Raw genomic sequence first — 24393 nt, 5'->3', positions numbered from 1 at the left:
CTTACCAGCCGCGCTCGGCCAGACGGTGCGGAGCGGGGAGGTCGCCGACGTTGATGCCGACCATGGCCTCGCCGAGGCCGCGGGAGACCTCCGCGATCACCTTCGGGTCGTCGTAGAACGTGGTCGCCTTGACGATCGCCGCCGCGCGCTGCTCGGGGTTGCCGGACTTGAAGATGCCCGAGCCGACGAACACGCCGTCCGCGCCCAGCTGCATCATCATCGCCGCGTCGGCCGGGGTGGCCACGCCGCCCGCGGTGAACAGCACGACCGGCAGCTTGCCCGTCTCGGCGATCTCGGCCACCAGCTCGTACGGGGCCTGGAGCTCCTTGGCCGCCACGTACAGCTCGTCCTTGGTCATCGACTTCAGGGCGTTGATCTCCGAGGTGATCTTGCGGATGTGCTTCGTCGCCTCGGAGACATCGCCGGTGCCGGCCTCGCCCTTCGAGCGGATCATCGCCGCGCCCTCGTTGATGCGGCGGAGCGCCTCGCCCAGGTTCGTCGCACCGCACACGAACGGCACGGTGAAGCGCCACTTGTCGATGTGGTTGACGTAGTCCGCGGGCGAGAGCACCTCGGACTCGTCGATGTAGTCGACGTCGAGCGCCTCGAGCACCTGCGCCTCGACGAAGTGGCCGATGCGGGCCTTCGCCATGACGGGGATGGACACCTCGGCGATGATGGCCTCGATCAGGTCCGGGTCGCTCATCCGGGCCACGCCGCCCTGGGCGCGGATGTCGGCGGGGACACGCTCGAGCGCCATGACGGCGACGGCGCCGGCGTCCTCGGCGATGCGGGCCTGCTCGGGGGTGACGACGTCCATGATGACGCCGCCCTTCAGCATCTCGGCGAGGCCGCGCTTGACCCGGCTCGAACCGGTCGCGCTGCCCTGTACGTTGTCTGTCATCATCGCCCTCTCGTGCGGAACAAAGAATGTTTTGGCCTATGCCGAACGATAGCATCCCCTTCGCGGCTGGATAGACTCGACCGCGGGACCACCGGGCGGGGAGCGTAATGGACGGAAACGGCATCACCGGCGCCACGGCGTCGGAGATCGCGGCGAGCGTGCGCGCGCTGCACGAACGCGGTGCGCTGCGCCGCGGCGACGCCCTGCCGCCGGTGCGCGAGCTGGCGGCGCAGCTGCAGGTCAACCGCAACACCGCCGTCGCCGCCTACCGCCTGCTCGCGCAGGCGGGCGTCGTCACGGCGCGCGGCCGGGCGGGCACCGTCATCGCCGGGGTCGAGGCGGTCGCGCAGGAGGGCTACGCGCAGGACAGCGTCCTCCGCGACATCGGGACGGGCAACCCGGACCCGCGCCGCATCCCGCAGCCGTCCGCAGCGCTCGCCGGCGCCATCGGACGACCCGTCCTGTACGGGGAGCCCGTCATCGACCCGGCCCTCGAGGAGCGCGCGCTCGCCTGGGTGCGCGACGACCTGCCCGACCAGACGGTGCGCATCACCGTGACCAACGGAGCGGTGGATGCGGTCGAGCGTCTGCTCGCGCAGGCGCTGCTCCGCGACGACGCCGTGGCGCTGGAGGATCCGTGCTTCCTGGCGAGCATCCACACCGTCCGGCTCGGCGGGTATCGGGCCGTCCCGGTGCCGGTGGATGCGGAGGGCATGACCGTGGACGGCCTGCGTGCCGCTCTCGCCGCGGGCGTCCGCGCCGTCATCTGCACGCCGCGGGCGCAGAATCCCACCGGCGCCACCCTCTCCCCCGCACGTGCAGCCGAACTACGCGCGGTGCTGGCCGACCATCCCTACGTGCTCGTCATCGAGGACGACCACTTCTCCATGCTCTCGCAGCGGCGCTACGAGACGCTGATCGGGCCGGGGCACCGGCGCTTCGCACTCATCCGCTCGGTGTCGAAGTTCCTCGGCCCGGATATGTGCCTCGCCGTCGCCGCCACCGACCCGGAGACGGCCGTGCGCCTCGCCTTCCGGCTGAGCCCGGGCACGACCTGGGTCAGCCATATCCTGCAACGGCTCGTGCTCGCCCAACTGACCGACGAGACCGCCCTCGCCGAGATCGCCGATGCCGGCCGGCACTACGCCGAGCGGAACCGCGACTTCGCGGCGGAGCTGACCGCACGCGGGCTCCCCGCCGAGCCGGCCGACGGCCTCAACCTCTGGGTCGAGCTTCCCGTGCAGGCGCGGACGGTGGCGGAGCGCCTCATGCGGCGCGGCTGGCTGGCGCGGACGGGCGACGAGTTCCAGCTGGCCGAACATCCCGAACCGTCACATCACCTGCGCCTGACCGTGCACGACCTCACCGCCGAGGAGAGCGCGCGGCTGCTCGACGACCTGGTGGATGCGGCGCGCTGAGCCCCGGACCAGATGAGAGGATCGAGGGATGAAGATCCTCTCGATCCAGTCCGCGGTCGCCTACGGTCACGTCGGCAACTCCGCCGCCGTCTTCCCGCTGCAGCGCATCGGCGTCGAGGTCCTGCCCGTCTACACGGTGAACTTCTCCAACCACACCGGCTACGGCGCGTGGCGCGGACCGCTCATCTCCCCCGACGACGTCCGCGACGTCATCACCGGCATCGAGGAGCGCGGGGTGCTCGGCCAGATCGACGCCGTGCTCTCCGGGTACCAGGGCAGCGAGGGCATCGGCGACGTCATCATCGACGCCGTCGCCCGCGTGAAGGCGGCCAACCCGGACGCCGTCTACGCGTGCGACCCGGTCATGGGCAACGCGAAGTCCGGCTGCTTCGTCGCCCCGGCCATCCCGGTGCTGCTGCGAGAGCGTGTGGTTCCGGTGGCCGACATCATCACGCCGAACCAGTTCGAGCTGGGCTTCCTCACCGAGACGTCGCCCGACACCCTCGAGTCGACGCTGGAATCGGTGGATGCGGCGCGCGCCATGGGCCCTCGCACCGTCCTGGTGACGAGCGTCGAGCGTCCGGAGGCGCCGGCCGACACGATCGAGATGCTCGCCGTCGACGACACGGGCGCGTGGATCGTGCAGACCCCGCGCCTCCCGATGAAGGCCAACGGCTCGGGCGATGTGACCGCGGCGCTGTTCACCGCGCACTACGTGCGCACCGGCGATGCCGAAATGGCCCTGCGGAAGACCGTGTCGAGCGTGTTCGACCTGCTCACGCGCACCCTGGAGTCGGGCGAGCGCGAGCTGCAGCTGGTCGAGTCGCAGGACTCCTACGCCAACCCGCGCGAGCAGTTCGCGGTCACGCGCGTGCGCTGACCCGCCTCCCCCACCATCAGCTCCTGAGTTTTTCGGGCAAATCGCCGCCAAAACAGCGAAAAACTCAGGAGCTGTTGGCTAGGGGCGCGGCCAGGCGTCTGCGATGGCCGCGCGGACCTCTCCGAGCAACTGGGGCAGCGCCTTCGTCTTGGCGATGATGGGCAGGAAGTTCGCATCCTGAGCCCAGCGCGGCACAACGTGCTGGTGCAGGTGCGCCGCGATCCCGGCTCCGGCGACCTCGCCCTGGTTCATGCCGATGTTGAAGCCGTCGTTCTTCGACACCTGACGGATGACGCGCATCGCCGTCTGGGTGAGGCTGCCGATCTCGGCGACCTCCTCCGGCGTCGCCTCGTCGTACGTGGCGATGTGGCGGTACGGGCACACGAGTAGGTGGCCGCTGTTGTACGGGAACAGGTTCAGCAGCGCGTACGCGTGCGTTCCGCGCGCGACGATCAGCGCATCCTCGTCGCTCATGCTCGGGGCGACGCAGAACGGGCAGTCGTCTTTGCCCGGCTGCTGGCCGTGCTGGATGTAGACCATCCGGTGCGGCGTCCAGAGCCGCTGGAACTCGTCCGGAACGCCGACGAGGTACGACGGGTCGTCGACGCGGATGCGCGCAGCGTCCACGCTGTCCCGGATCGCCCCGTCGGCTGCGCCGTCTCCGTCCGGGTCGTCGGACGTCCCGTACGAGTCGAGGTTCAGTCGTGCCATGCCGTGTCGACCAGCTCGTGCGAGCGGATGCTCTCGACGATCCGCTCGATCGCCTCGTCGACGGTCACGCCGTTGCGCTGCGTGCCGTCGCGGAACCGGAAACTGACCGTGCCCGCCGACGCATCCTCTTCTCCCACGATCAGCTGGAAGGGGACCTTCGCCTTGGTGTGGGTGCGGATCTTCTTCTGCATGCGGTCGTCGGAGTGGTCGACCTCGGCGCGCACGCCGCGGGCGCGGAGCCGCGAGATCACATCGTCGAGGAACGGCGCGTACTGGTCGGCGACCGGGATGCCCACGACCTGGACCGGCGACAGCCAGACCGGGAACGCGCCGGCGTAGTGCTCCAGCAGGATCGCGAAGAACCGCTCGATCGAGCCGAGCAGCGCCCGGTGGATCATCGCCGGCTGCTTGCGTGTGCCATCCGCCGCGTTGTACTCCAGCTCGAACAGCTCCGGCTGGTTGAAGTCCAGCTGGACGGTCGACAGCTGCCAGGTACGACCGATCGCGTCGCGCGCCTGCACCGAGATCTTCGGGCCGTAGAACGCCGCCCCGCCCGGGTCGTCCACGAGCTCCAGACCGGACTCGATCGCGACCTGGCGCAGCGTCTCGGTCGCGGTCTCCCAGCTCTCGTCGCTGCCGACGTACTTGTTCGGGTCCTTCGTGGAGAGCTCCAGGTAGAAGTCGGTGAGGCCGTAGCCGCGAAGGGTCTCCAGCACGAACTCGAGCTGGCGGGCGACCTCGTCCCGGATCTGGTCTTCCGTCACGTAGATGTGGGCGTCGTCCTGGGTGAGGCCGCGGACGCGCGTCAGACCGGCCAGGGTGCCGGACTTCTCGTACCGGTACACCGTCCCGAACTCGGCCAGCCGGAGCGGGAGCTCGCGATAGCTGCGGCCGCGCGCACGGAAGATCAGGTTGTGCATCGGGCAGTTCATCGGCTTCAGGTAGTAGTCCTGGCCCTGCCGGGTGATGTTTCCGTCCGCGTCGCGTTCCTCGTCGAGGTGCATCGGCGGGAACATCCCCTCCTTGTACCAGTTGAGGTGCTGGCTGGTCTCGAAGAGGTGCGCCTTGGTGATGTGCGGCGTGTTGACGAGCTCATAGCCGTTGGCGATGAGCCGGTCGCGCATGTAGTCCTCGATCTCCTTGCGGATGATCCCGCCCTTCGGGTGGAACACCGCCAGGCCCGAGCCGATCTCGTCGGGGAAGCTGAACAGATCCATCTCGGCGCCGAGCTTGCGGTGGTCGCGCTTGGCGGCCTCCTCCATGCGGGTCTGGTAGGCGCGCAGCTCCTCCTTGCTCGCCCAGGCGGTGCCGTAGATGCGCTGCAGCTGCTTGTTCTTCTCGTTGCCTCGCCAGTAGGCGGCGGCGACGCGTGTGAGCGCCCAGCCGTTGCCGATCATGCGGGTGTTCGGGAGGTGCGGGCCGCGGCAGAGGTCCTTCCAGACCGTCTCCCCCGTCTTCGGGTCGACGTTGTCGTAAATGGTCAGCTCGCCGGAGCCGACCTCGACCGACTCGCTCTCGTCGAAGGCGGCGGTGTCGCCGTGCTGGACCCCGCCCTTGAGGCCGATGAGCTCCAGCTTGTACGGCTCGTCGGCGAGCTCCGCGCGCGCCTCCTCGTCGGTGACGACACGGCGGACGAACCGCTGGCCCGCACGCTGGATGCGCGACATCTCCTTCTCGAGAGCCTTCAGATCCTCCGGGGTGAACGCCTCCAGCACGTCGAAGTCGTAGTAGAAACCGTCCGTGATGGGCGGCCCGATGCCCAACTTCGCCTCGGGGTTCACGGCCTGCACGGCCTGCGCGAGGACGTGCGCCGTCGAGTGGCGCAGGATGCTGAGGCCGTCGGGCGAGTCGATGGTGACCGGCTCGACCTCGTCGGTCGTCGTGACGGTGGTCGCGAGGTCCTTCAGCTCACCGTTGACGCGCATCGCGACAACGGAACGGTCGGTGAAGAGCTCGAAGCCGTCGGCCACCTGTCCACTCCTTGATTCGTGGGTCGTTTTGGGAACCCTCCAACTCTAGCCGGGTGCGCAGAGGAGCCGATGACCGGCGGCCGCTGGTCCGCCGCCGGTCCGCACCTACGCGCTGAGGCGCGGGTAGTCCGTGTAGCCCTCGGCACCGTCTCCGTAGAACGTGGCGGGGTCGGGCTGGTTCTCGGGGTGCTCGCCCTTCCATCGCTCCACGAGGTCCGGGTTGGCGATCGCGAGGCGGCCGACGGCGACAGCGTCCGCGTGCGCGTCCTCGACCAATGAGGTCGCCTCGTCTCGCGTCGTGATCGAGCCGAATCCGCTGTTCACGATGAACGGGCCGCCGAAACGCTGTCGGAGGTCCTGCACGAGCTCGCCGGTCGGCTCCCTGTGCAGAACACTCACGTAGGCCAGGCCCAGCGGGGCGATCCCGTCGACCACGGCTCGATACGTTGCGGTGGCGTCGGCGAGGTCGTTCTCGAACACATCCTGGATGTTGTGCATCGGTGACAGGCGGATGCCCACCCGCCCGGCGCCGACGGCCTCGGCCACGGCGCTCGCGACCTCGATGACGAAGCGAGCGCGCGCTTCCGGGGAACCGCCGTACTCGTCTGCACGGACGTTCGAGACCGGCGAGAGGAACTGGTGCAGAAGGTAGCCGTTCGCACCATGCAGCTCGACCCCGTCGAAGCCGGCCGCGATGGCGTTCTCCGCTGCAGCGACGAACTCATCCCGAACCGTGCCGAGCTCCTCCGTGGTGAGGGCGTGCGGCACCGGATACGCGACCTTCCCCGCGGTGGTGCGGGCCTGGCCGTCGATCGCGACCGCGCTCGGAGCGACGACACGCTCCGTGCCGGTGATGAGCGGATGCGAGACGCGGCCGCCGTGCATCAGCTGCATGACGATGCGCCCGCCCCGGACGTGCACCGCGTCGGCGACGGCACGCCACCCGGCGATCTGCTCGTCCGTGACGATGCCCGGCTGGCCCGGGTACGCGCGGGATTCGTGGCTCGGATAGGTGCCCTCGGAGATGATCAGACCCACGCTCGCCCGCTGCGCGTAGTGCTCCGCCACCAGTGGCCCCGGGATGCCCGCCTCGCCCGCGCGGGTGCGGGTGAGCGGCGCCATCACGACGCGGTTGGGAAGGTGGAGGTCTCCGAGCGAGACGGGAGAGAACAGATCCATCGGGGGGATGCCTTTCGGGGTGCGGATGCGTGAGACCGGTCGGGGTCAACAGGTGCGCGGTCGGAGCGCGACCTTGGCGGCAACGGGCGTTCTCGTCGACGTATTCCGTCGCCCAGGAGACTCTCATGCTGAATGCGTACCCCTGGTGCGCGGCAATCGGTCCCGTCACACTTGAAGGGAGTGGACGAGGGAGGTTCCGCATGACGGTGACCGCCCAGCATGCGATCAGGCCGCTGACCCTGGAGACCTTCCCGGCGTGGCTGGCGCTCGCGCAGAAGCACAACGGCGTCTGGGGTGGGTGCTACTGCTCCTACTTCCACGGCGACACGGAGGACACCGTCAAACGCGAATACGACGGTCCGACCTTCAAGCAGCGGCTCGTGGCGGAGGGCGTGGCCCACGCAGCGCTCGTCTTCGACGGTGACGATGCGATCGCCTGGTGTGAATACGGCAGTCCCGCCGAACTGCCGAACATCTACCACCGCAAGCAGTACGACGCCGGCGAGACCCGTCCTGCGCCGTGGCGCATCACGTGCTTCTTCGTCGATCGCGACCACCGCCGAGAGGGTGTGGCCCGGGAGGCACTGGATGGAGCGCTCGAGCTGATCGGGCAGGCCGGTGGTGGCGAGGTGGTCTCGTTCCCCAACGAGCTCGCCCCCGGGAAGCGGACGTCGTCGTCGTTCCTCCACAACGGCACGAGGGCGATGTTCGAGAAGGCCGGATTCACCTTCGAGCGGCACATCGGCAAGAGCAAGACGGTGATGCGCATCACGGTCCCGTCGTCGGCGGACTGACGCAGACACCGGCGACGAGGTCTCTCCGCTCTCCGTCGATCGTGCGCTCGTACACTCGGCACATGCGGACGCATGACGTGATCGTGATCGGTGCCGGGCTCGCGGGGCTGCGATGTGCCGCCGAGCTGGCCGCCCAGGGCCGCGAGGTGGTCGTGCTCGAGTCCTCGGACCGTGTCGGCGGGCGCCAACGGACCGACCGCGTCGACGGCTTCACCCTCGACCGCGGCTTCCATGTGCTGAACACCGCCTACCCGGCGGTCCGCGCGGCAGTGGATGTCGACAGTCTTTCCGTCGCGGCGTTCCCGACGGCGGTCAGGGTTCGTCGCACGGACGGCTCGATGGCCACCCTCGCGCATCCACTTCGGCATCCGGGCCTGATTCCGGCGACACTCGCCGGCGGTCTCGTCACACCGCGTGACCTCGTCGGGCTCGTCCGGTGGCTCGGTCCCATGGTCCTGCGGCCGCGCGCGACGGTCTCCCGCCCCGACCGCACCGTCGGCCGGGGCTGGGACGAGGCCGGTCTGACTGGGCCGCTCCGCACTCAGGTGTTGTCGCCGTTCTTCTCAGGTGTTCTCGCTGACTCCTCTGAAATGACGTCGGACACGTATGTCCGCCTGCTCGCACGATCGTTCCTTCCGGCTGCTGCGGGCCTCCCTCGTGAGGGCATCGCCGCGCTCCCGAACGCGCTCGCTTCGCGCGCTCGTGCGGCGGGAGCGGACATCCGGCTCGGCCGCGCGGTGAGTCGACTGCGCCGGCGCGACGGTCGATGGGAGGTGGATGCTATCGGCGAGGAAACCCTGATGGCGCGCGACGTCGTCGTGGCGGTGGGTGCGGAGGCAGTCGAAGGACTCGTGGACGTACCTGCGCCACCCACTCGGGGATTGCAGACGTGGTGGTTCGCGGCGGAGGAAGCTCCGGTCTCCGGGTTGCTGACGATTGATGGGAGTCGCGAAGGCCCGATCGTCAATGCGCTGGCGATCTCCGCCACGGTCCCGGAGGCGGCGCCGTCGGGCCGCCACCTCGTGCAGGCGACTTGCCTGTTGGCTCCTGGCAGCACGGCGAACGAGGCCGACGTGCGTGTCCAGCTCGCGCGGCTGTATAGGTCAGCCTCCTCATCGTGGCGGCTCCTGCGCCGTGATGACATCCCGCACGCGTTGCCTGCGCTGCCCCCGCCGATGCGGCGCTCGTCGCCCACTCGCATCGGCCCCGGCCTGCATCTCGCGGGCGACCACCGCGAGTCCCCGTCGATCCAGGGCGCGCTCCATTCGGGACTGCGGGCGGCGAGATCGGTGGTTCATGAACCACGGTGATGGCGCGGACGAGCGCTACGATCGCGCTGTGTCGTCCTCTCGGTCACCGGCGCGGTTCCGCCGGACAGGAGCGGTGATCGTCGCGGCGGTCCTGTCGTTCTGCTACTCATTCGTGCTGACGTTGTTGGCCGCCGCCCTTGTCGTGCAATGGGTCACCGGGCAGGGCACCATCGGGAATCTCACTAGCAACGCCGCAAATCGCGGCGTCGCCTTCCTCGTCGTCGTTTGCGTCGGCGGCGCAATCGCTCTCGCGGCGGGTGCGGGAAACGCCGTGAGGGGTCGCCGCGGCCTCTCAGCGATCATCCCTCTCGCTGTGCTCGTGCTGTTCGGTCTCATCGGCGAATCGATCGATATCGCGTCCGGGAACCCGCTGCTCGACAACCTGATCGGTGCCGCGATCATCGTGGCGGCAGCCGTACCGCTGGTGCTGCTTCTCCTGCCGAGGCGACTGCACGTGGACTCGAGGGAGCCGAGCACTGCCCTCGGCACTCTTCCGTGATGATCACCAGGATCTAGTCGGAACCCCACACCGGACGGGCGTCAGAGGCCCGCGCGAGAAGTGGTGTGGTATCCAGCACGACGTGCGACTCCGGGATGTCGAACGCCGGCCACTGGACGACCACCTCGAGGGGCCCTCCGGAGGAAGCGGCCACAGCCACATCCCGTCATCGAACCGGTAGATGTCTTCACCACCCCCGCCATTCCCGCCGGAGGGGTTGAGGCTGTGCTTCTCGGGGGTGACGCCGTACATGCCCGGCGCAAGATCGGAGATCAGCTGCTGACCGTCACCCAGCACGACGCCGTAGCGAACGCGATCCGGGTCGTACCGGGCGAAGTGGTTGTGGATAGCCGACTGCATCTCCTGCCACTCCAAGCGGGTCGCACGTCCGCGGCGGATGCGACGGTCGATGATGAGCTCCACGCCGTTGCTGTAGACCCGAGCCATCGTCAGGATGAGGGCGACTTTGTCGTTTCTGGCGATCGTCTCACCGATCGGGAAGATCACAGCCAGCTCACCGTCGGACGGCTTCCACCATGGCGCGGCGACACTCTCGACGGTCTCGTTCTCGTCCTCAGGCGGGTCCAGCGGGAAGAAGCTCACGGTCGCCACCTGACCACAGAGCTGGCGCCGCTCGCAAGAGGTAGCTCTTCTTTCCCGGGCCGTCCTCGCTACGCTGACACTCATGATCCCGAGCACCCAGGGCAAGCCGCCAGGCAAGCGGCCGTGGTGGGTCCCTGCCGCCAGCCTGCGGAACTCGCGAAATATGGCTCTGTGGTACACAGCCATCTTCGCGCTCAATGGGTCGATCGTCATAGCATCTCCGCCGCCCAACCCCTGGTTCGTCGTCGTCTGCCTCTTGTGGGGCATGCTCGCCGCTTGGGCGTGGCTCGGTCTGCACTACTTCGCACGGAAGGGTGAGCAGGGCCGCCCTGCCGGACGTCGGTGAGGTGAAGGCGACGCGGGTTCGGCATGCAATAACCGTTGCTTTGAGTATCGTCGCCGTCACGCTCCTTGCGGGCTGCGCCCCACTGTTCCCTCTGTGTTCTATGCCCGACATTCGGCCGCCTCACATCACCGTCGACGCTGCCATCTGGCTGCGGATGCATCCTGGCGGCACGGTTCACGCCTGCTACGCCGGCGCGTGCGACGACGAGGACGGAGTGAGGCCGTCCTTCGAAATCGTGGTCCCTCGCACCGCGAATCTCAGCAAGCAGCACGACCTTGTGGTCACGTTGACCGATCGGACGGGGACGACGACTGAGACGGCGCGGATGGCGCTCGAGCTCATCCCGGGGCAGAAGGGTGCACCGTGTCCTCTGCCGGACCAGTGGAGCCGCATGGTCCTCGTCGGGACGGACGGGAAGGTTCAGGTGGGCGGGGCCGACGACGGCCGCCTCATCGTCCCGACCCCGGCGGATCGGGAATGACAGCGTCCCAGCGACGCTGATTGTCGCTTCGCACTCACATGATTGCCTGTCCAACGCAACGTCAATCCACTCCAATTCGACCGAAGCAGTGCTCCAGTCGACGTCGCCTCGGCGCGCGCCGGTGAGTTCCGGGTACTCATCATCGACATGCTCCTGCAGGATCAAGCCCAACTGCTCGATCGCTGCGCCGAGGCATGCGTCGAGCAGTGCTTCTTCGGAAACATCGGTCACAAGGCGGACGGCTCCGAGCAGGCGCGTCAACTCACTATCGCGAGCGAGCCCCTCCGTGGGCGAGGCGTGCCGCGGCGTGACCGATTGGCGGTCAGCCGCTGGCCCGCTCAGAGGTAACAGTTGGTTCCGATCGCGAACTCCGCGAACAGCGTCCAACCACTCATCGCCCAGGCGATCAGTACGCCAGCCGCTGTCGCTGCGAGGAAGACCCCGACGGCGAGCAGAACCCGGCGGGCGATCTCTCCGCGAGTCGTGAGAAGCAGCGCGATCAGAGCCCCCGCGCTCACGAGCACGAGAGGCGCGACGCCGAAGATCAGGAGGAACTGTAGATCGCTCGTCCCTGCCGCGCGCGCCTTGCACTCATCGTCGTACGTGTCGCCTAGCACCAGCGCGAACCAGCACCAAGCGACGATGATCGCTGCCGAGGAAAGAACGATCGCCGCCGGAGAGTAGGTGCGCTGCGTCGTGGAGGGGCTCGCTGAAGTCATCGACGCTCACTCTAGTTAGGTGGGCGGCGCGGCCGCCGCGTAGGGTCGAAGCATCCACGCGGCGGCCTAGGTCTCAGTCCCCGGCTGCCGCGTCATCTCCCTTCGTCTGCGCGGTGCCGTGGAGGTCGATGAGGCGGTCGTAGCCCCACTTGATGAGCTCCTCGATGGAGGCGCCGTTGTCGGGAACACGGGGGGTGCTAGAGGTGGGCATGTGAGCCTCTCGGTCAAGGGCGGGCTCCCGCCGGTTGCGGGTGCCCCTTGACCGGGTAGATGCGGCGGAAATGCATGTGTGCTCATGACGTCCTTCTGCTGGTTCGGCGACCGAGGTCCGGTCAATCTCTTCTACGGATGACGAGGCCGCCGAGTCCAACGCTTCGGTGGATCCGCGCCCAATAGGTTCTACGGCGCAGCGGCAGCGAAAAGAAGCAAAGTTGAAGCGGTCGGGGATGGTGCTCATACGTTTCCTCCACGGTCCTGGTGGAGCATCCGCCGGATGCGGGTGCCCTCACCTCTGGATGGGCCGAGCCGCGCAGTCGCACAGATTTGGCCCTCACTACCTAGAGGTGCCGAGCGCGCAGTGAGCTTCGGTCGCGGTTGCCCTTCGCTCTTAGGAAGTGCGCCAACTGGAGGCTTTGTGACACGGATGCAGCGAATTTCTTCTGATCGCCTGCGACGTGATCGCGTGACCGACCGGAAGCGCAGCGTCACGGCAATACGCTGGCCCCATGACCACGACGCCCCGCGAGCTCGAAGCCGAGCTCGACACCTCCGCGAAGAGCATCCGAGCGCTCCTGCGCGAGGAGTACCCGGAGCACGAGCACGGCGCACGGTGGGAGCTGGATGACGACCAGGCGACCGTGGTGCGGGCGCGGTTCTCGGATTGACGATGGCGACGCTCTTCCTGATGGTCGGACTGCCGGGCAGCGGCAAGACGACACGAGCACGAGAGCTCGAACGCGAGCATGCTGCGATCCGGATGAGCCCGGACGAGTGGATGAAACCGCTCTTCGGGGTCAGCGACATGGATGGCCGTCGGGACGTACTTGAAGGGCGGCTCATTTGGACTGCGAGTCAGGTACTGCGACTCGGCAACAACGCGATCCTCGACTTCGGCCTCTGGGGCCGTGACGAGCGCGCAGGGCTGCACTGGTTGGCCGGTTCCCTCGGCGCTACCGTTCAGACGGTCTTCGTCCCGGTCGACCCGGGAACTCAGCTCGAGCGTGTGCAGCAGCGCTTCGTCGACGACCCGAGTGGCACATGGGAGATGGATGCAGCAACGCTCGATCGATGGCGAGCGGTATTCCAAAAGCCGGGGCCCGAGGAGCTTGATGGGAGCTGGCGCCCTGAACCGCCAGCGGGGTACGCCTCCTGGCTCGACTGGCTCAGCGATCGCTGGCCGACCTCGCTAATCTGACACCGAGCCCCCGATAGAACGAAGCGGAGCTGTGACAACCGAACCTTCATGGCGTGTGACCGTGCCCCCGGGCGCCGCGATGTTCTTGCACGACCGCTTCGGCGCACCCGGTCTCCTCCTTGCAGGCGCCGGCTTCTGGGCAACGCTGCACGCGGCACCGGGCCGGCTCTGGCTGGTCCGCGGCAAGGACGTCATCGAGATCCCTGAGATCGAGGACGTTGGAACCGGCCCATCGGACAACGGCCGCGGTACCTGGACGCAGGCTGTCATCGTGACCAGCCACGGTGAGAGTCTCCCGCTCATGCCGTACGAGAAGCACGGGCTGCTTCCGCACACCGTTCAAGACCCGACTGCGATCGCCTCCGAGATCCGGTCAGTCGTGTTCGGTGCTTAGTCGCCGCTCCACGCAGAGCGGCCGGCCGACACCTGGTTTCCTCTCCGCTTACGGCCGGCGCGCTACTCGTTTGACCAGTTGAGCGCTCCGGGGGCGGAGCATCGGTTGAAGGCCGAGCTCAATATGGGGCGGCGCAGGCGCGGCCGCCGATCGGTGCTTGGGGTTCACCGCCGCGGCCTCGGTCCTGGCTCAGTCGACCTTCTCGATGAAGACCTCGACGCTCACGCCGTCATTCGGATCCGTCCCGGCCAGGCGGATCAGGTCCGAGCGACGCGGAGTCTGGAAGTCGTGGACAGCCTCGTCCTCGATCTCGACGAACAGCTCGAACCGGCGCCCACGGGAGTGCTCGTTCGCCCACGCCATCGCTGCGTCGACATCGTCCGCCTCGGTCAACGCGAACGCCTCGAGCTGCCAGCCGGTGTCCGGTCCGGGACGTTCCCAGAAGTTCACTCGATAGGTCGGGCGGCCGACGATTCGTCGCGGTTCGGCGTGAACTGTCTCGTGTGCTCGCACCGCGCGAGCTTATCCACCACCAGTCGTGGCACCGCCGGCCCTTCTGCAAAGATGAGGCTGACCGGGGACGATCGGGGGAATCGGATGACGGTATCGGAGCGCGGCCTCGCCGTCGCGCGGGCGACGACGCGGTTCCGCCGGCGCACCATCGCGGCGAACATCCTCGTCGCGGTCGCCGCGCTCGTGCTGCTGCTCATGGCGGCCGTCGACTGGTACCTCCTCATCCAGCTGAACCCGGTGACGAGGTTCTTCATTTTCGGCACGCTCCTCGTAGTCGGCTGGCTCCCCGTCGCGCTCGTGATCACAGCGGTGTGCCTGCGGCCGTACTGGTTGACCTTCATCTCGCTCGGCGTCGTCGGCGCCTGGATGATCGCGACGCTCGTCGTCGTCTGGGCGGTCCCGGATGCGCCCTACCCGTATCCGGAGATCTCGTGGCCGCACCGCGGATCATCCTGACGAGCGAGGCAGCTCCTCCGCTGGTGTGACGCTCTCACCGCTGCGGATGGCCAGAGTAAGACAGTGCGGTGGAGAACGGTTCTGGGGTGGGTGCCCGCCACGCTCTGCATCGTGCTCGTCGCCGCGGGCATCTGGCTTGACGCCGCCAGGACCGGAATCCCGGGTGTGCTCCTCGTTGGAACGCTCGACAGCGGGCAGCTCTCCGTGCTGCTCGTCGCCATCGGTGCCGCCTGCGGAGTCGTCGCCGCCATCCAGGCGGCGGTCCTGGCTGGCCGGCTCCGGCGGCCGTTCCTCCGGGTGCTCGTGCGGGCGGTCTCCGGGCTCTTGCTTCTGGCAGCTCTTCCGGTGGGCTACCTGCTGATGCTCTTAGCCGCGTTCTCCAGCGTGCATGCGTACGAACCCATCGCCGCCCCTGGGCACAACGTCGTCGTCCGATCCTTCACCTGGCATCACCGCAGCCTCGACTTGCTCGAGCAGGACGGGCTGCTGTTCCACGAGGTCGCGATCTGCGGCGAGGGAATTCCGGTAGATGGCTACGACGCCTTCGCTGCCGGGCAGTACGACCTGGTTTCTCGCGGCGACCGCGACGTGATCCGGTTCGCAGAGCGGCCGGGCGGCCCATTTACAGGCGAGGCGATCCTCGGATCGCGGCCAGGGGATGACGTGACCGCGAGCTGCAGCTCGCGATGAGAAAAACGAAACCCCCACCGCCGGGAGGCGACAGGGGTTCGTTAAGCGGGCGAGCTACTGCTTCTTCAGCTTGATCGTCGTTGTGGTGCCCAGGGCGCTGGCGGAGTAGCTGATGGAGTCGTTCTGGAAGGTGAACTCCTTGGTGGCGTCGCTCGAGGCGAGCATGGCCGACTCGGTCGCTGCGACGTCGCGGGTAGAGGTCCACTTGTACGGCGTCGAGGCATCCGTCGGTGCCGCGAAGCTTCCGACCCAGTAGATCGACTTGGTGTCGCCGTTGTCGGTCACCCAGTTGATGGTGATGACGTTGCCGGTGATCTCGGCTTCCTGGTAGCTGTCGGCGGCTGCCGAGTTGGTCTGCTTCCAGGTGCCCGTCAGGTCGGCCGGCTTGTCGACCTCCTTGGTCGGCTCCGGGGTGGAGTTGCTGGAGCCCGATGACGAAGATGCTGACGACGATGCCGTGTCCGAACCGGTGCTGCATCCGGTGAGGGCGAGGGCTGCGGTGATGGTTGCTGCGATTGCGATTGGTGTGAGCTTGTTCATGATCACCTTCATCGTGTCATTTCGACGCGGGAGACTCAGGACCCCAATCGGGGGCAGAGAGTGACGAGACGGGCCGGAACGCTGACGCAGTCGGTCCGACGCCGACAAGGACGGAAGGCCGTCGACCGCGTGCGTGCGAACCGACGACACGCGCGGTACGGAAAATCGCAGGATTTTTCTTGCACGTATACGAGGTAGAACGCGACTTAGGCTGCGAGGGGCGAACGGGAGAACTTTTCAGCGCGGTAGATTCCCTGATCATGAGCGATATCGAACACCAAGGCGCGGGCGCCGAAGCCAAACCACGGTGTCGAGAACTGCACGGTTGGCTGCACTGGGCATACCTGTCTCCTTGGAAGCGATTAGCTATCCAGGAACTAGGTCGCCTGGTCGTGTTTCCGGCCTTCTGGCGTCTGCGCACCGGGTGGTGCTTGTCCTTTCTCGAGGCGGTTCTTCCCGTCTCTGCGCTTTCGTTTCGCGCTGTTCATTTGTATGACGTGGGCGTTATCACAAAGGATCGCTACTGACGCAAACTGTCTAACCCACGAAGCAGGCTATTTCGCGACCCCACGACGCGTCCATTTGGGGCGTTATGACGCTCACAAAACGACGAAACCCCCGGGTCTCCGGGGGTTTTCTCTGTGGGCGATACTGGGATCGAACCAGTGACCTCTTCCGTGTCAGGGAAGCGCGCTACCGCTGCGCCAATCGCCCGAGCCTGAACGCGAAGCTCAGGATCGAGGTGGATACGGGATTCGAACCCGTGTATACGGCTTTGCAGGCCGCTGCCTCGCCTCTCGGCCAATCCACCGAACGCCACAACACGGAAAAACCCGTACCGTACCTGAGAGGCCCGATCCGTAGACCGGGCCGACTCGAGCGGATGACGAGACTCGAACTCGCGACCCTCACCTTGGCAAGGTGATGCGCTACCAACTGCGCTACATCCGCATTTCGCCCCGCAGTTCCCTGCGGCACTTGAAAGACTCTAGCCGATCCGGAGGCGCAAGACAAAACCGGTTACGCCCGCCGGGTGTGTCGCCTGCGGCCGCGTTCGGGCGCTCCGTGTCGATGTGCATCGGGGCCCCGGAGTCGGCTAGTATCGAATCTCGCAGCACACGGGCGATTGGCGCAGTTGGTAGCGCGCTTCCTTCACACGGAAGAGGTCATCAGTTCGAGTCTGGTATCGCCCACCAGAGAAAACCCCCGGTCCGCCGGGGGTTTTCTGTTTCCCCACTTCGGGCGCTCCGAGCGTCGTCAGACAGACGTGAGACAACGGCCCCTCGTGAGTCAGGATGCGGGGGTTTAGAGCACGTACTCCCAGATATCGAACTCCTGGCGCTCGGGCGCGAGAGCGTACCGGCGCAGCGCTCCGTCGTCGTGCTTGACGTCGATCCACTCAGCGGCTGGGCCACTCGAAGAGGTCCAGCTGGCCGTCGTAGCGGTGAATGCGGGCGTAGTAGAAGGTGCGCTGAGTCATGCGGGCAGGATACTGCCGACGGAGATCATCGTCGCAGCTGCGGCGGCCGAGGTCGGCGAGCGCAGCGTCCTACAGGTGGGCGGGAACCGCTGGGTTGAGGCGGTTCAGTGCCTGGAGCATCGGCGTGAAGTCCTGGCGCTGTGCGGAGACCACGACGGGTGGGTAGCCGCTCCCGCGTAGCACGCACGTGGACGGTGCACCGAAGAATCGGCCGGCGCGCTCGATCGCATCCACCGGGATGCTGCCGCTTCGGAGCGGCGCTCGCCAGCTGAGGGTGCGGCCGACGAGTTCGACCCGGTACGCGACTCGGAAAAGCCACCAGTACATGCTCCAGCCGAGCGCAAGGAACCACAACGCGACAAACCACACCGGCGGCCCAGGCTGTCCACTGATGGTGCGAACCGCGAGGAAGATCCCGGCGATCACCAGCACGGTCATCACGAACAGCACAAAGGCGATCTGTAGGACCGGCTGGGACCAGGTCACGTCAGCGCTCTGGTGATCGGTATCGCGCGATGTCATGCTGCCTTCCCGTCAGAAATCTGCTCCCGCAGGCTACCAGCGCCCTTGCCTCACACCCGGCTGAGCAACGGCCCCAACCGCACCGCGGTGTCGGCGACCAGCGACACCAACCCGTCGCGGTCCGCCAGGCGCGCGGCCGGGAGCGCCAGCGCGAGGCCGGCGACCAGGCGCTGGTCGTCGCCGCGCACCGGGACGGCGAGGCAGCCGAAACCGGGGACGAGCTCGCCCTCCTGCGTCGTGAACCGGGTGGGTGACGGCACAGCCCGCGCGGCCTGCTCCGCCAGGAGGAGCCGGCCGAGGGCGGAGACGCTGAGATCCGACTGGATGCGCTTGGGGTCCGAGAGCGGGAAGTCCGGGTCAACGTCGACCGGCACCACCCGGTCGTCTCGGTAGACGGCCAGGTGGACGCCACCGCGGATGCGCCCCCGCAGGTCGGCGACCGCCTCCCGAGCGGTGGCGGCCGCATCCTGCGCCTGAGCGACATCCGCCAGCTCGGCGACCTTGCGGCCCAGAGCGAAGCCGCGGAGGTCGGGCATGCGCACGAGGTATTCGTCCTGCACCAGCAGATTCAGGATGCGGTACGCCGTCGCCCGCGGCAGGCCCAGGCGCGCGGACAGCTGCTGCGCGGTGATCCCGGGGCCCGCGTGCGCGACCTCCTCCAGCACCGCGAACGCGCTGTGCACCGCGCCCGGCTGTCGTCCGCTCAGCTCCGGGATGGCGTTCATGGCGCCCCGCCGAGCACGTCCCCCATCGTCGGCTCGTCGTACAGGCCGATGCGGCGAAGCGCGTCCGGCCTCCGGCGTCGGCACACCGCCCACAGCGTGAACGCGACGGCCGCCACCCCGGCCAGCAGCAGGACGGCGAGGGCGCGGTCGCCCGTGACCTCGAGCCAGAGGTCGAGCGCGAGCGCTGCCACCAGGCCCGCGGCCGCGACCGCAGCGGCGACGGCCGGACCGACGGTCAACTCCCCGATCCGGCGCAGGAAGAACGGCGTCGCGACGCAGACGAGCGCGTACGCGGTCATGTACCCGGCCGCCGCGCAGACGACCACGACGCCCATCGCCTGCCACGCCCCCATTCCGGCCAGCACGAGGACAGCGGGAACGGCGACCTCGACCGCGACGCCCACCGCGAGCGCGACGTGCGGGGTCCGGAAGCGGCGATGCGTCCGCCCGAGGGCGCGCGGCGCGATGCCCTCGCGGCCGAGGGAGAACAGGACGCGAGCGAGAGCCGTCGTCGAGGCAAGGGCGCAGGCGAGGAACGAGCAGGCGAGCGCCGCATCCAGCAGTAGGCCGATCCACTCGACCCCCGCGCGCGCCGCCAGGTCGTTCACCGGGCTGTCGCTGGCCACCAGGTCGCCGCCGAGCGCCTCGAAACCCGCCAGCTGCGTGTAGGCGGAGAGCAGGTACAGCAGTCCCGCCGCGATCACGGTCCAGCGGATGGTGCGCGGGATGGTCGCGAACGGCCGCCGCGACTCCACGCCGAGCGTCGCAGCGCTCTCGAAGCCGACGAAGGCGGTGACGGCGACAGTCGTTCCGGCAGCGAGTTCCGGGATGCCGACCGAGCGGGGCAGCGCGACCGCCGCGAACGACGAGCCGGGCACGCGGACGAGCAGCACCACGATCAGCACGAGGATGCCCACGATCGACAGCAGCTCGATGACGAGCGTGACCCGGGTCGACAGCCGGATGCCACGCCACAGCACCAGCAGGCAGACGGCACCGAACCCGGCCAGCAGCAGGAGCACCAGCCCGCGCGAGCCGGGCACAGCCGGGACGGCATGAGCGAGCAGCGTCAGCCCGTAGTACGCAGCGCCCAGCAGGGCGAACATCGCGACGAATCCGTAGCCGACGATCATGGCGGCGCTGGTCGCGAACCCGGCCCGAACCCCCAGGCCGCGCGCGGCGAACGTGTAGAGGGAGCCGGTGGCGGCCATCCGCCGGGTGAACTGGTTGACGGCGTAGGCGACGAGCGCCATCAGCACGCCCGCGAGAAGGAACGCGAGCAGCGTTCCCGATCCGGCACGCGCCGCGACGAGCACAGGGCAGGTGGCCGCGGCAGCGGAGGGGGCGACGGCGCCGACCGACTGGGCCAGCACATCCACGAAACCGAGGCTGCGCCGGTCGAGGCCGGCCATCGGCGAGCGCGCAGCCAGGCCGTCGACCGGTGTCGGGTCGGCGATCGCTCGGCTCAGGGCCGTCACGGGGGGCTGTGCTGTCACGGTGTGCTCCTCGCCCGCGAGGCTACGGCGGGCGTGTTGCGTCCGCGTTTCGTCGGCGTCACGGGCACGTGACCCCCGAATGCGACACGGTCCGTCCCATTCGGCGAGCGCCGACTCTTCACAGCGGCGGAACGACCGCGCAACACCGTCTCGCGAGACTGGCGGCACCCACCCTCTCATTCCCCCTGGAGGAACCCATGACGGCTGCACAGGAGCCCCAGGCTCTGCTCGGCGATCCGATCGCCATCCGTGGTCCCGGCGCCGCGCGCCAGCTCTCCGGCCGGCTCGGCGTCGGCTCGATCGTGTTCATGGTGGTCGCCGCTGCGGCGCCGCTCACCGTGATCGGCGGCGGCTTCCCGGTCGCCGTGCTGCTGGGCAACGGCGCCGGCGTGCCCAGCATGTTCGCGATCGGCGCCGTCATCCTGCTGTTCTTCGCCGTCGGGCTGAGCGCGATGAGCCGGTTCATCCCCCGGCCGGGCGCGTTCTTCACCTATGTCGGCTACGGGATGGGGCGCCCGCTCGGCCTCGCCGCCGCCTATCTGGCGCTGCTCACCTACACGACCGTCCAGGTGGCGGTGTACGGCTACCTCGGCGCGACGCTGGAGTCGTCGGTCGTCGCGCTGCACGGCCCGGACATCCCCTGGTACGTCTACTCGCTCGCGATGATCGCGCTGGTCGGTGTCCTCGGCTACCGGCACATCGAGCTGAGTTCGCGCGTGCTCGGCATCCTGCTCATCGCGGAGGTCGGGATCGTCATCGTCCTGAGCTTCGTGATCATCGGGACGGGCGGCGCGGAGGGCCTGTCGCTCGTGCCGTTCGAGCCGAGCACCGTGCTGTCGGGCTCCCCCGGCATCGGACTCATGTTCGCCCTCGCCGGATTCATCGGGTTCGAGTCGACGGCGATCTTCCGCGACGAGGCCAAAGAGCCGGAGAAGACCATCCCTCGGGCGACCTACATCGCAGTGATCGCCATCGGCGTCTTCTACACGTTCGCCTCGTGGGCGCTGGTGATGGGATGGGGCCCCGCGAAGATCGTGGATGTGGTCGCGGCCGACACCGGCGGCTTCATCGTGAACACCGCCGTCCACTACCTCGGATCCGTCGGCGGGGTCATCGTCAACGTCCTCCTGATCACGAGCCTGTTCGCCTGCGTGCTCTCCTTCCACAACGTGGTCACGCGGTACCAGCACTCGATGTCGAACGCGTCGGTCTTCCCGGCGGCGATCGGGCGCGTCCACGGCAAGCACTCGTCGCCGTACGTGTCGTCGCTGGTGCAGACCGCGACCGCGGCAGTGCTGATCGTCGCGTTCGCGCTGTTCCGCCTCGACCCCGTGCTGCAGGTGTTCACCTGGTTCAGCGGCATCGCGACCCTCGCGATCGTCGTGCTCATGGCGCTGACCTGCCTGGCCGTCATCGTCTACTTCGCCCGGAAGAAGACCGGTGCCGGTCTCTGGCGCACGGTGATCGCTCCCGTCATCGGCCTGCTCGGTCTGATCGGGGTGACGCTCATCATCGTCGACAACTTCCCTCTGCTCATCGGCGATGTGGATGCGAAGGGCACCCCGGTGGTCGGCCCACTCTCGATCGCCTTCTTCGCCGCCATGCTCGCCGTCCCCGTGATCGGCGTGGTGCAGGCACTCATCCTGCGCCGCAGCAAGCGCGCCGCCTACGAGAACATCATCGACACCATCAGCGCCTAGGAGACCTGACATGACGACCGAACTGCCCCTGACCCTTCCCGACGACGACACCACTACCCCCGGTCCGCTCTCCAGCCTGACGGCGGCCGAGATCGAGGCCGTGGCGTGCATCCTCCGTTCGGCCGGCGCCGTCACAGACACGACCCGCTTCGTCTACGTCGGGCTGCTGGAGCCCGACAAGGCGGATGTGCTGGCCGCGCTGGCGGGCGACGCACCGACGCCGGACCGCGAGGCGCGCATCCTGCTGCTCGACGTCGCCACCGGCGAGAGCGTCGACGCCGCCGTCTCCCTCACCCGTGACGAGGTCATCGCGCTCGTGCCGATCGACGGCTCGCGCGGCCAGGTGCCCATCCTCGAGGAGGAGTTCGAGGCGATCGGCGGCATCCTCGCCGCGGACGCCGGCTGGCTGGCGGCGCTCGAGAAGCGCGGGCTGGTGAGCGAGCAGGTCGTCTACGCTCCGCTCTCCCCCGGCTCGTACGACATCCCCGGCGAGGAGGGCCGACGGATCATCCGCGTCTTCGCCTTCCGGATGGACCACGCCGAGGACCACCCCTGGGCGCATCCGGTGGACGGGCTGTGCGCGTACGTCGACGTCATCGCCCGCGAGGTCACCCAGGTGGTCGACGCGTTCGAACTCCCCGTCCCCGAGGAGCCGGGCAACTTCCACCTGGAGTCGGAGCGCCCCGCCCCGCTCGACACGCTCAAGCCGATCTCGATCACCCAGCCGGAGGGACCGAGCTTCGCGGTGGACGGAGACACGGTCACCTGGGCCAACTGGTCGTTCTCCCTCGGGTTCGACGCCCGGGAGGGGCTCATCCTGCGGAACCTCGGTTTCGCCGACCCCGACCAGGGCGGCGAGGTGCGTCCGGTGGTCTACCGCGCATCCATCGCCGAGATGGTCGTGCCCTACGCGGACCCCTCCCCGACGCGGTACTGGCAGAACTACTTCGATACCGGCGAATACCTGTTCGGCCGGTTCGCGAACTCGCTGACGCTCGGCTGCGACTGCCTCGGCGAGATCCGCTACTTCGACGCGGTGCTGTCCGACGAGTTCGGCCGGCCGAAGACGATCGAGAACGCGATCTGCATGCACGAGGAGGACTACGGGACGCTGTGGAAGCACACGGACCTGTTCACCTCGGCGAACGAGGTGCGACGGTCGCGGCGGCTCGTGATCTCGTTCTTCACCACGGTCGGCAACTACGACTACGGCTTCTACTGGTACCTGTACCTCGACGGCACGATCGAATGCGAGGCCAAGCTCACCGGCATCCTCTTCACGTCGTCCTACGTCGAGGGCTCGGCCACCGCGAGCGAGGTGGCGCCCGGGCTCGGTGCGCCCTACCACCAGCACCTGTTCTCGGCACGGCTCGACATGATGGTGGACGGGCTGGCGAACGCCGTGGAAGAGGTGGATGCGGTGCGCCTGCCGGTCAGCGAGAGCAACCCGTACGGCAACGCCTTCACGAAGCGCGCCACACGCATCCTGAGCGAGGCGGACGGCGCTCGAGAGGCGGACGCGTCCGTCGGCCGCACCTGGCACATCGTCAACACGGAGAAGTCCAACCGGCTCGGCCGGCCCACGGGGTACGTGCTCCACGCCGAGCAGAACCCGACGCTGATGGCCGACCCCTCCGCCACCGTCACCGCCCGGGCCGCGTTCACGACGAAGCAGCTGTGGGTGACGCAGTACGCCAGCGACGAGCGCTACCCCGCCGGCGAGTTCGTCAACCAGAACCCGGGAGGCGACGGCCTGCCCGCCTACATGGCGGCGGACCGCCCGCTCGACGGCGAGGACATCGTCCTCTGGCACACCTTCGGGCCGACCCACTTCCCGCGTCCGGAGGACTGGCCGGTCATGCCGGTCGACTACGCCAAGTTCACGCTCAAGCCGTACGGCTTCTTCGGCCGGAACCCCGCCCTCAACGTGCCGGCGGAGGCACCCGCGCACTGCGCGCCGGGGCACCACGGGCACGGTGACGCGCACGGCGGGCACGGCGGGCACGGGCACAGCGGGCACGGGCACGGCGACCACGCGCACCACGGATGATCGAGGCTCTGCACCTCGGCAGCATGCTCCCGGCCACGCTGGGGGCATGCTGCGTCGCGGGGAGCGCCGATCGCCGCTCCCCGCTCGCGTGGTTCGGGATGCTGGCTATGCTCGCGGCGATGGCGGACACGATGCTGCTGCCGCATCCTGTCGTCGCCCCCGTGGTGTGGGCGGCGCTGCTGGTGGCGACGGGGGTCGCGACGGCTGTGGCGCTTCGGTTGCGGCCGGCGGGTCGGGGTGGTGCGAGGGACGCGCAGGCGGCGCATCCGGCTCATCCCGCTCGGGCGATGGCGCTGCACCGCGCGCTGCAGGCGATCCTGACGGGCGGGCTGATCGTCGCGGCGGGGGCGCACCATGGCGCGGCGGGCGGCGGACACTCCGCGCACGGGGTGAACGTCATCGCGGCGCTCGGAGTCGCCGCACTCGCCTTCGCGGTGGCGTCCGGGCTCCTGGCCTTCCGGCGGCGGCTCCCGCCGCTCCCGCGCGCCGAGGCGGCACTCGGGGCGGCCTCCGTCGCGCTGATGTCGCTGCCGCTGCTCGCGTAGCGCCGCCCTCGCCACATTCGTGCCGAATGTGCGGAAAGGCGCCGCCAAAACGCA

27 protein-coding genes and 4 tRNA genes are annotated in these 24393 nt (G+C 68.5%); 16 read left to right on the top strand and 15 right to left on the bottom strand.

What is annotated here, in order from left to right; all coding sequences use genetic code 11:
- Position 1 precedes the first annotated feature (1 nt).
- A complete protein-coding gene (gene pdxS, locus AXZ95_RS18785) occupies positions 2–907 on the bottom strand; it encodes a pyridoxal 5'-phosphate synthase lyase subunit PdxS (protein ID WP_018191241.1) in 906 nt (301 codons plus the stop codon).
- A 104-nt stretch (positions 908–1011) separates the two neighbouring features.
- Between pdxS and AXZ95_RS18780 the strand changes: the two genes are divergently transcribed.
- Together AXZ95_RS18780 and pdxY are read left to right on the top strand one after the other, a co-directional pair.
- Entirely contained in the window at positions 1012–2322 is a 1311-nt protein-coding gene (locus AXZ95_RS18780; RefSeq protein WP_018191242.1) for an aminotransferase class I/II-fold pyridoxal phosphate-dependent enzyme, read from the top strand.
- Positions 2323–2350: 28 nt separating this feature from the next.
- Positions 2351–3202 (top strand): pyridoxal kinase PdxY, encoded by an 852-nt coding sequence (gene pdxY, locus AXZ95_RS18775; RefSeq protein ID WP_018191243.1) that lies wholly within the window; start codon positions 2351–2353, stop codon positions 3200–3202.
- Between the two features lie 78 nt (positions 3203–3280).
- Here pdxY and AXZ95_RS18770 read toward each other — a convergent pair whose 3' ends face one another.
- The 3 genes from AXZ95_RS18770 to AXZ95_RS18760 all read right to left on the bottom strand — a co-directional run bounded on the left by AXZ95_RS18770 (position 3281) and on the right by AXZ95_RS18760 (position 7062).
- Positions 3281–3913, bottom strand: a complete 633-nt coding sequence (locus AXZ95_RS18770) for an HIT domain-containing protein (protein ID WP_018191244.1) — start codon at positions 3911–3913, stop codon at positions 3281–3283.
- Positions 3901–5883: a threonine--tRNA ligase gene (thrS, locus tag AXZ95_RS18765; protein WP_018191245.1), complete on the bottom strand. Its 1983-nt coding sequence runs from the start codon at positions 5881–5883 to the stop codon at positions 3901–3903. Before thrS ends, AXZ95_RS18770 begins: the two co-directional genes overlap by 13 nt.
- Before the next feature lie 105 nt (positions 5884–5988).
- The gene (locus tag AXZ95_RS18760) at positions 5989–7062 is read right to left on the bottom strand and encodes an alkene reductase (RefSeq protein ID WP_018191246.1); all 1074 of its coding nucleotides are present in this window, start codon (positions 7060–7062) and stop codon (positions 5989–5991) included.
- Positions 7063–7262: 200 nt separating this feature from the next.
- Between AXZ95_RS18760 and AXZ95_RS18755 the strand changes: the two genes are divergently transcribed.
- The 3 genes from AXZ95_RS18755 to AXZ95_RS18745 all read left to right on the top strand — a co-directional run bounded on the left by AXZ95_RS18755 (position 7263) and on the right by AXZ95_RS18745 (position 9665).
- A complete protein-coding gene (locus AXZ95_RS18755) occupies positions 7263–7856 on the top strand; it encodes an N-acetyltransferase (RefSeq protein ID WP_018191247.1) in 594 nt (197 codons plus the stop codon).
- Positions 7857–7918: 62 nt separating this feature from the next.
- Entirely contained in the window at positions 7919–9166 is a 1248-nt protein-coding gene (locus AXZ95_RS18750; RefSeq protein WP_018191248.1) for an FAD-dependent oxidoreductase, read from the top strand.
- 73 nt (positions 9167–9239) lie between these two features.
- Complete coding sequence (locus tag AXZ95_RS18745; protein ID WP_018191249.1) at positions 9240–9665, top strand: hypothetical protein; 426 nt, start codon at positions 9240–9242, stop codon at positions 9663–9665.
- Positions 9666–9668: 3 nt separating this feature from the next.
- On the opposite strand, the gene AXZ95_RS18740 is transcribed toward AXZ95_RS18745, so the two are convergent.
- Complete coding sequence (locus AXZ95_RS18740; protein WP_018191250.1) at positions 9669–10481, bottom strand: hypothetical protein; 813 nt, start codon at positions 10479–10481, stop codon at positions 9669–9671.
- A 101-nt stretch (positions 10482–10582) separates the two neighbouring features.
- Here AXZ95_RS18740 and AXZ95_RS18735 point away from each other — a divergent pair, with 101 nt between their 5' ends.
- Positions 10583–11095, top strand: coding sequence for a hypothetical protein (locus tag AXZ95_RS18735; protein ID WP_018191251.1), 513 nt, complete (start codon positions 10583–10585; stop codon positions 11093–11095).
- A 338-nt stretch (positions 11096–11433) separates the two neighbouring features.
- Here the strand turns inward: AXZ95_RS18735 and AXZ95_RS18730 are convergent, their stop codons facing one another.
- A complete protein-coding gene (locus AXZ95_RS18730; protein WP_018191252.1) occupies positions 11434–11814 on the bottom strand; it encodes a hypothetical protein in 381 nt (126 codons plus the stop codon).
- A gap of 73 nt (positions 11815–11887) precedes the next feature.
- On the bottom strand, positions 11888–12025 hold the full coding sequence (locus AXZ95_RS19690) for a hypothetical protein (RefSeq protein ID WP_018191253.1): 138 nt from the start codon (positions 12023–12025) through the stop codon (positions 11888–11890).
- 514 nt (positions 12026–12539) lie between these two features.
- Between AXZ95_RS19690 and AXZ95_RS19685 the strand changes: the two genes are divergently transcribed.
- The 3 genes from AXZ95_RS19685 to AXZ95_RS18720 are packed head-to-tail and all read left to right on the top strand — an operon-like array spanning position 12540 to position 13622.
- A complete protein-coding gene (locus AXZ95_RS19685; protein WP_018191254.1) occupies positions 12540–12698 on the top strand; it encodes a hypothetical protein in 159 nt (52 codons plus the stop codon).
- A gap of 2 nt (positions 12699–12700) precedes the next feature.
- Positions 12701–13228 carry an ATP-binding protein gene (locus AXZ95_RS18725; RefSeq protein WP_018191255.1) on the top strand — a complete coding sequence of 176 codons (528 nt, stop codon included), beginning with the start codon at positions 12701–12703 and terminating at the stop codon, positions 13226–13228.
- Positions 13229–13259: 31 nt separating this feature from the next.
- Positions 13260–13622 carry a hypothetical protein gene (locus AXZ95_RS18720; RefSeq protein ID WP_231374437.1) on the top strand — a complete coding sequence of 121 codons (363 nt, stop codon included), beginning with the start codon at positions 13260–13262 and terminating at the stop codon, positions 13620–13622.
- Positions 13623–13811: 189 nt separating this feature from the next.
- On the opposite strand, the gene AXZ95_RS18715 is transcribed toward AXZ95_RS18720, so the two are convergent.
- Complete coding sequence (locus tag AXZ95_RS18715) at positions 13812–14135, bottom strand: hypothetical protein (RefSeq protein ID WP_231371284.1); 324 nt, start codon at positions 14133–14135, stop codon at positions 13812–13814.
- Positions 14136–14219: 84 nt separating this feature from the next.
- Here AXZ95_RS18715 and AXZ95_RS18710 point away from each other — a divergent pair, with 84 nt between their 5' ends.
- Positions 14220–14591, top strand: coding sequence for a hypothetical protein (locus tag AXZ95_RS18710; RefSeq protein ID WP_018191258.1), 372 nt, complete (start codon positions 14220–14222; stop codon positions 14589–14591).
- Positions 14592–14702: 111 nt separating this feature from the next.
- Positions 14703–15281: a hypothetical protein gene (locus AXZ95_RS18705; RefSeq protein WP_243737921.1), complete on the top strand. Its 579-nt coding sequence runs from the start codon at positions 14703–14705 to the stop codon at positions 15279–15281.
- Positions 15282–15335: 54 nt separating this feature from the next.
- Here AXZ95_RS18705 and AXZ95_RS18700 read toward each other — a convergent pair whose 3' ends face one another.
- On the bottom strand, positions 15336–15821 hold the full coding sequence (locus tag AXZ95_RS18700; RefSeq protein ID WP_231371283.1) for a hypothetical protein: 486 nt from the start codon (positions 15819–15821) through the stop codon (positions 15336–15338).
- A gap of 260 nt (positions 15822–16081) precedes the next feature.
- On the opposite strand from AXZ95_RS18700, the gene AXZ95_RS18695 reads away from it, so the two are divergent.
- Positions 16082–16348: a hypothetical protein gene (locus AXZ95_RS18695; RefSeq protein WP_133638953.1), complete on the top strand. Its 267-nt coding sequence runs from the start codon at positions 16082–16084 to the stop codon at positions 16346–16348.
- Positions 16349–16463: 115 nt separating this feature from the next.
- Here AXZ95_RS18695 and AXZ95_RS18690 read toward each other — a convergent pair.
- The 3 genes from AXZ95_RS18690 to AXZ95_RS18680 form a co-directional block, all read right to left on the bottom strand.
- Positions 16464–16535: transfer RNA gene (locus AXZ95_RS18690), tRNA-Val, on the bottom strand.
- Positions 16536–16561: 26 nt separating this feature from the next.
- Positions 16562–16632 (bottom strand) — tRNA-Cys (locus AXZ95_RS18685).
- A gap of 67 nt (positions 16633–16699) precedes the next feature.
- Positions 16700–16772: transfer RNA gene (locus tag AXZ95_RS18680), tRNA-Gly, on the bottom strand.
- Between the two features lie 169 nt (positions 16773–16941).
- Between AXZ95_RS18680 and AXZ95_RS18675 the strand changes: the two genes are divergently transcribed.
- Positions 16942–17017: transfer RNA gene (locus AXZ95_RS18675), tRNA-Val, on the top strand.
- A 353-nt stretch (positions 17018–17370) separates the two neighbouring features.
- On the opposite strand, the gene AXZ95_RS18670 is transcribed toward AXZ95_RS18675, so the two are convergent.
- The 3 genes from AXZ95_RS18670 to AXZ95_RS18660 form a co-directional block, all read right to left on the bottom strand.
- A complete protein-coding gene (locus AXZ95_RS18670) occupies positions 17371–17787 on the bottom strand; it encodes a hypothetical protein (protein ID WP_231374439.1) in 417 nt (138 codons plus the stop codon).
- An 86-nt stretch (positions 17788–17873) separates the two neighbouring features.
- Positions 17874–18548: a helix-turn-helix domain-containing protein gene (locus AXZ95_RS18665; protein WP_018191262.1), complete on the bottom strand. Its 675-nt coding sequence runs from the start codon at positions 18546–18548 to the stop codon at positions 17874–17876.
- A complete protein-coding gene (locus AXZ95_RS18660; protein ID WP_231374440.1) occupies positions 18545–20044 on the bottom strand; it encodes an APC family permease in 1500 nt (499 codons plus the stop codon). The genes AXZ95_RS18665 and AXZ95_RS18660 overlap by 4 nt, the downstream gene beginning before the upstream one ends.
- Positions 20045–20241: 197 nt before the next feature.
- Here AXZ95_RS18660 and AXZ95_RS18655 point away from each other — a divergent pair, with 197 nt between their 5' ends.
- Genes AXZ95_RS18655 through AXZ95_RS18645 form a run of 3 tightly spaced genes read left to right on the top strand, consistent with a single transcriptional unit; the run spans position 20242 to position 24339 of the window.
- Positions 20242–21744 (top strand): APC family permease, encoded by a 1503-nt coding sequence (locus tag AXZ95_RS18655; RefSeq protein WP_018191264.1) that lies wholly within the window; start codon positions 20242–20244, stop codon positions 21742–21744.
- A 10-nt stretch (positions 21745–21754) separates the two neighbouring features.
- Positions 21755–23794 carry a primary-amine oxidase gene (locus AXZ95_RS18650; protein ID WP_018191265.1) on the top strand — a complete coding sequence of 680 codons (2040 nt, stop codon included), beginning with the start codon at positions 21755–21757 and terminating at the stop codon, positions 23792–23794.
- Positions 23791–24339 (top strand): hypothetical protein, encoded by a 549-nt coding sequence (locus AXZ95_RS18645; RefSeq protein ID WP_018191266.1) that lies wholly within the window; start codon positions 23791–23793, stop codon positions 24337–24339. Before AXZ95_RS18650 ends, AXZ95_RS18645 begins: the two co-directional genes overlap by 4 nt.
- Positions 24340–24393: the final 54 nt, after the last annotated feature.

This window comes from Leifsonia sp. 115AMFTsu3.1 (genome assembly GCF_004362795.1).
In the GTDB taxonomy this organism is placed as follows: Bacteria; Actinomycetota; Actinomycetes; order Actinomycetales; family Microbacteriaceae; genus Leifsonia.
Note: the sequence above shows the minus strand (reverse complement) of the source record. Positions and strands in the feature narration are given on the sequence as shown.

What these genes read in the sequence shown, in the direction of transcription:
- pdxS (WP_018191241.1), bottom strand. Translation starts at nt 907, where the DNA reads ATGATGACAGACAACGTACAGGGCAGCGCGACCGGTTCGAGCCGGGTC.
- AXZ95_RS18780 (WP_018191242.1), top strand. Translation starts at nt 1,012, where the DNA reads ATGGACGGAAACGGCATCACCGGCGCCACGGCGTCGGAGATCGCGGCG.
- pdxY (WP_018191243.1), top strand. Translation starts at nt 2,351, where the DNA reads ATGAAGATCCTCTCGATCCAGTCCGCGGTCGCCTACGGTCACGTCGGC.
- AXZ95_RS18770 (WP_018191244.1), bottom strand. Translation starts at nt 3,913, where the DNA reads ATGGCACGACTGAACCTCGACTCGTACGGGACGTCCGACGACCCGGAC.
- AXZ95_RS18760 (WP_018191246.1), bottom strand. Translation starts at nt 7,062, where the DNA reads ATGGATCTGTTCTCTCCCGTCTCGCTCGGAGACCTCCACCTTCCCAAC.
- AXZ95_RS18755 (WP_018191247.1), top strand. Translation starts at nt 7,263, where the DNA reads ATGACGGTGACCGCCCAGCATGCGATCAGGCCGCTGACCCTGGAGACC.
- AXZ95_RS18750 (WP_018191248.1), top strand. Translation starts at nt 7,919, where the DNA reads ATGCGGACGCATGACGTGATCGTGATCGGTGCCGGGCTCGCGGGGCTG.
- AXZ95_RS18740 (WP_018191250.1), bottom strand. Translation starts at nt 10,481, where the DNA reads ATGACGATCGACCCATTGAGCGCGAAGATGGCTGTGTACCACAGAGCC.
- AXZ95_RS18730 (WP_018191252.1), bottom strand. Translation starts at nt 11,814, where the DNA reads ATGACTTCAGCGAGCCCCTCCACGACGCAGCGCACCTACTCTCCGGCG.
- AXZ95_RS19690 (WP_018191253.1), bottom strand. Translation starts at nt 12,025, where the DNA reads ATGCCCACCTCTAGCACCCCCCGTGTTCCCGACAACGGCGCCTCCATC.
- AXZ95_RS19685 (WP_018191254.1), top strand. Translation starts at nt 12,540, where the DNA reads ATGACCACGACGCCCCGCGAGCTCGAAGCCGAGCTCGACACCTCCGCG.
- AXZ95_RS18725 (WP_018191255.1), top strand. Translation starts at nt 12,701, where the DNA reads ATGGCGACGCTCTTCCTGATGGTCGGACTGCCGGGCAGCGGCAAGACG.
- AXZ95_RS18710 (WP_018191258.1), top strand. Translation starts at nt 14,220, where the DNA reads ATGACGGTATCGGAGCGCGGCCTCGCCGTCGCGCGGGCGACGACGCGG.
- AXZ95_RS18700 (WP_231371283.1), bottom strand. Translation starts at nt 15,821, where the DNA reads ATGAACAAGCTCACACCAATCGCAATCGCAGCAACCATCACCGCAGCC.
- AXZ95_RS18695 (WP_133638953.1), top strand. Translation starts at nt 16,082, where the DNA reads ATGAGCGATATCGAACACCAAGGCGCGGGCGCCGAAGCCAAACCACGG.
- AXZ95_RS18665 (WP_018191262.1), bottom strand. Translation starts at nt 18,548, where the DNA reads ATGAACGCCATCCCGGAGCTGAGCGGACGACAGCCGGGCGCGGTGCAC.
- AXZ95_RS18655 (WP_018191264.1), top strand. Translation starts at nt 20,242, where the DNA reads ATGACGGCTGCACAGGAGCCCCAGGCTCTGCTCGGCGATCCGATCGCC.
- AXZ95_RS18650 (WP_018191265.1), top strand. Translation starts at nt 21,755, where the DNA reads ATGACGACCGAACTGCCCCTGACCCTTCCCGACGACGACACCACTACC.
- AXZ95_RS18645 (WP_018191266.1), top strand. Translation starts at nt 23,791, where the DNA reads ATGATCGAGGCTCTGCACCTCGGCAGCATGCTCCCGGCCACGCTGGGG.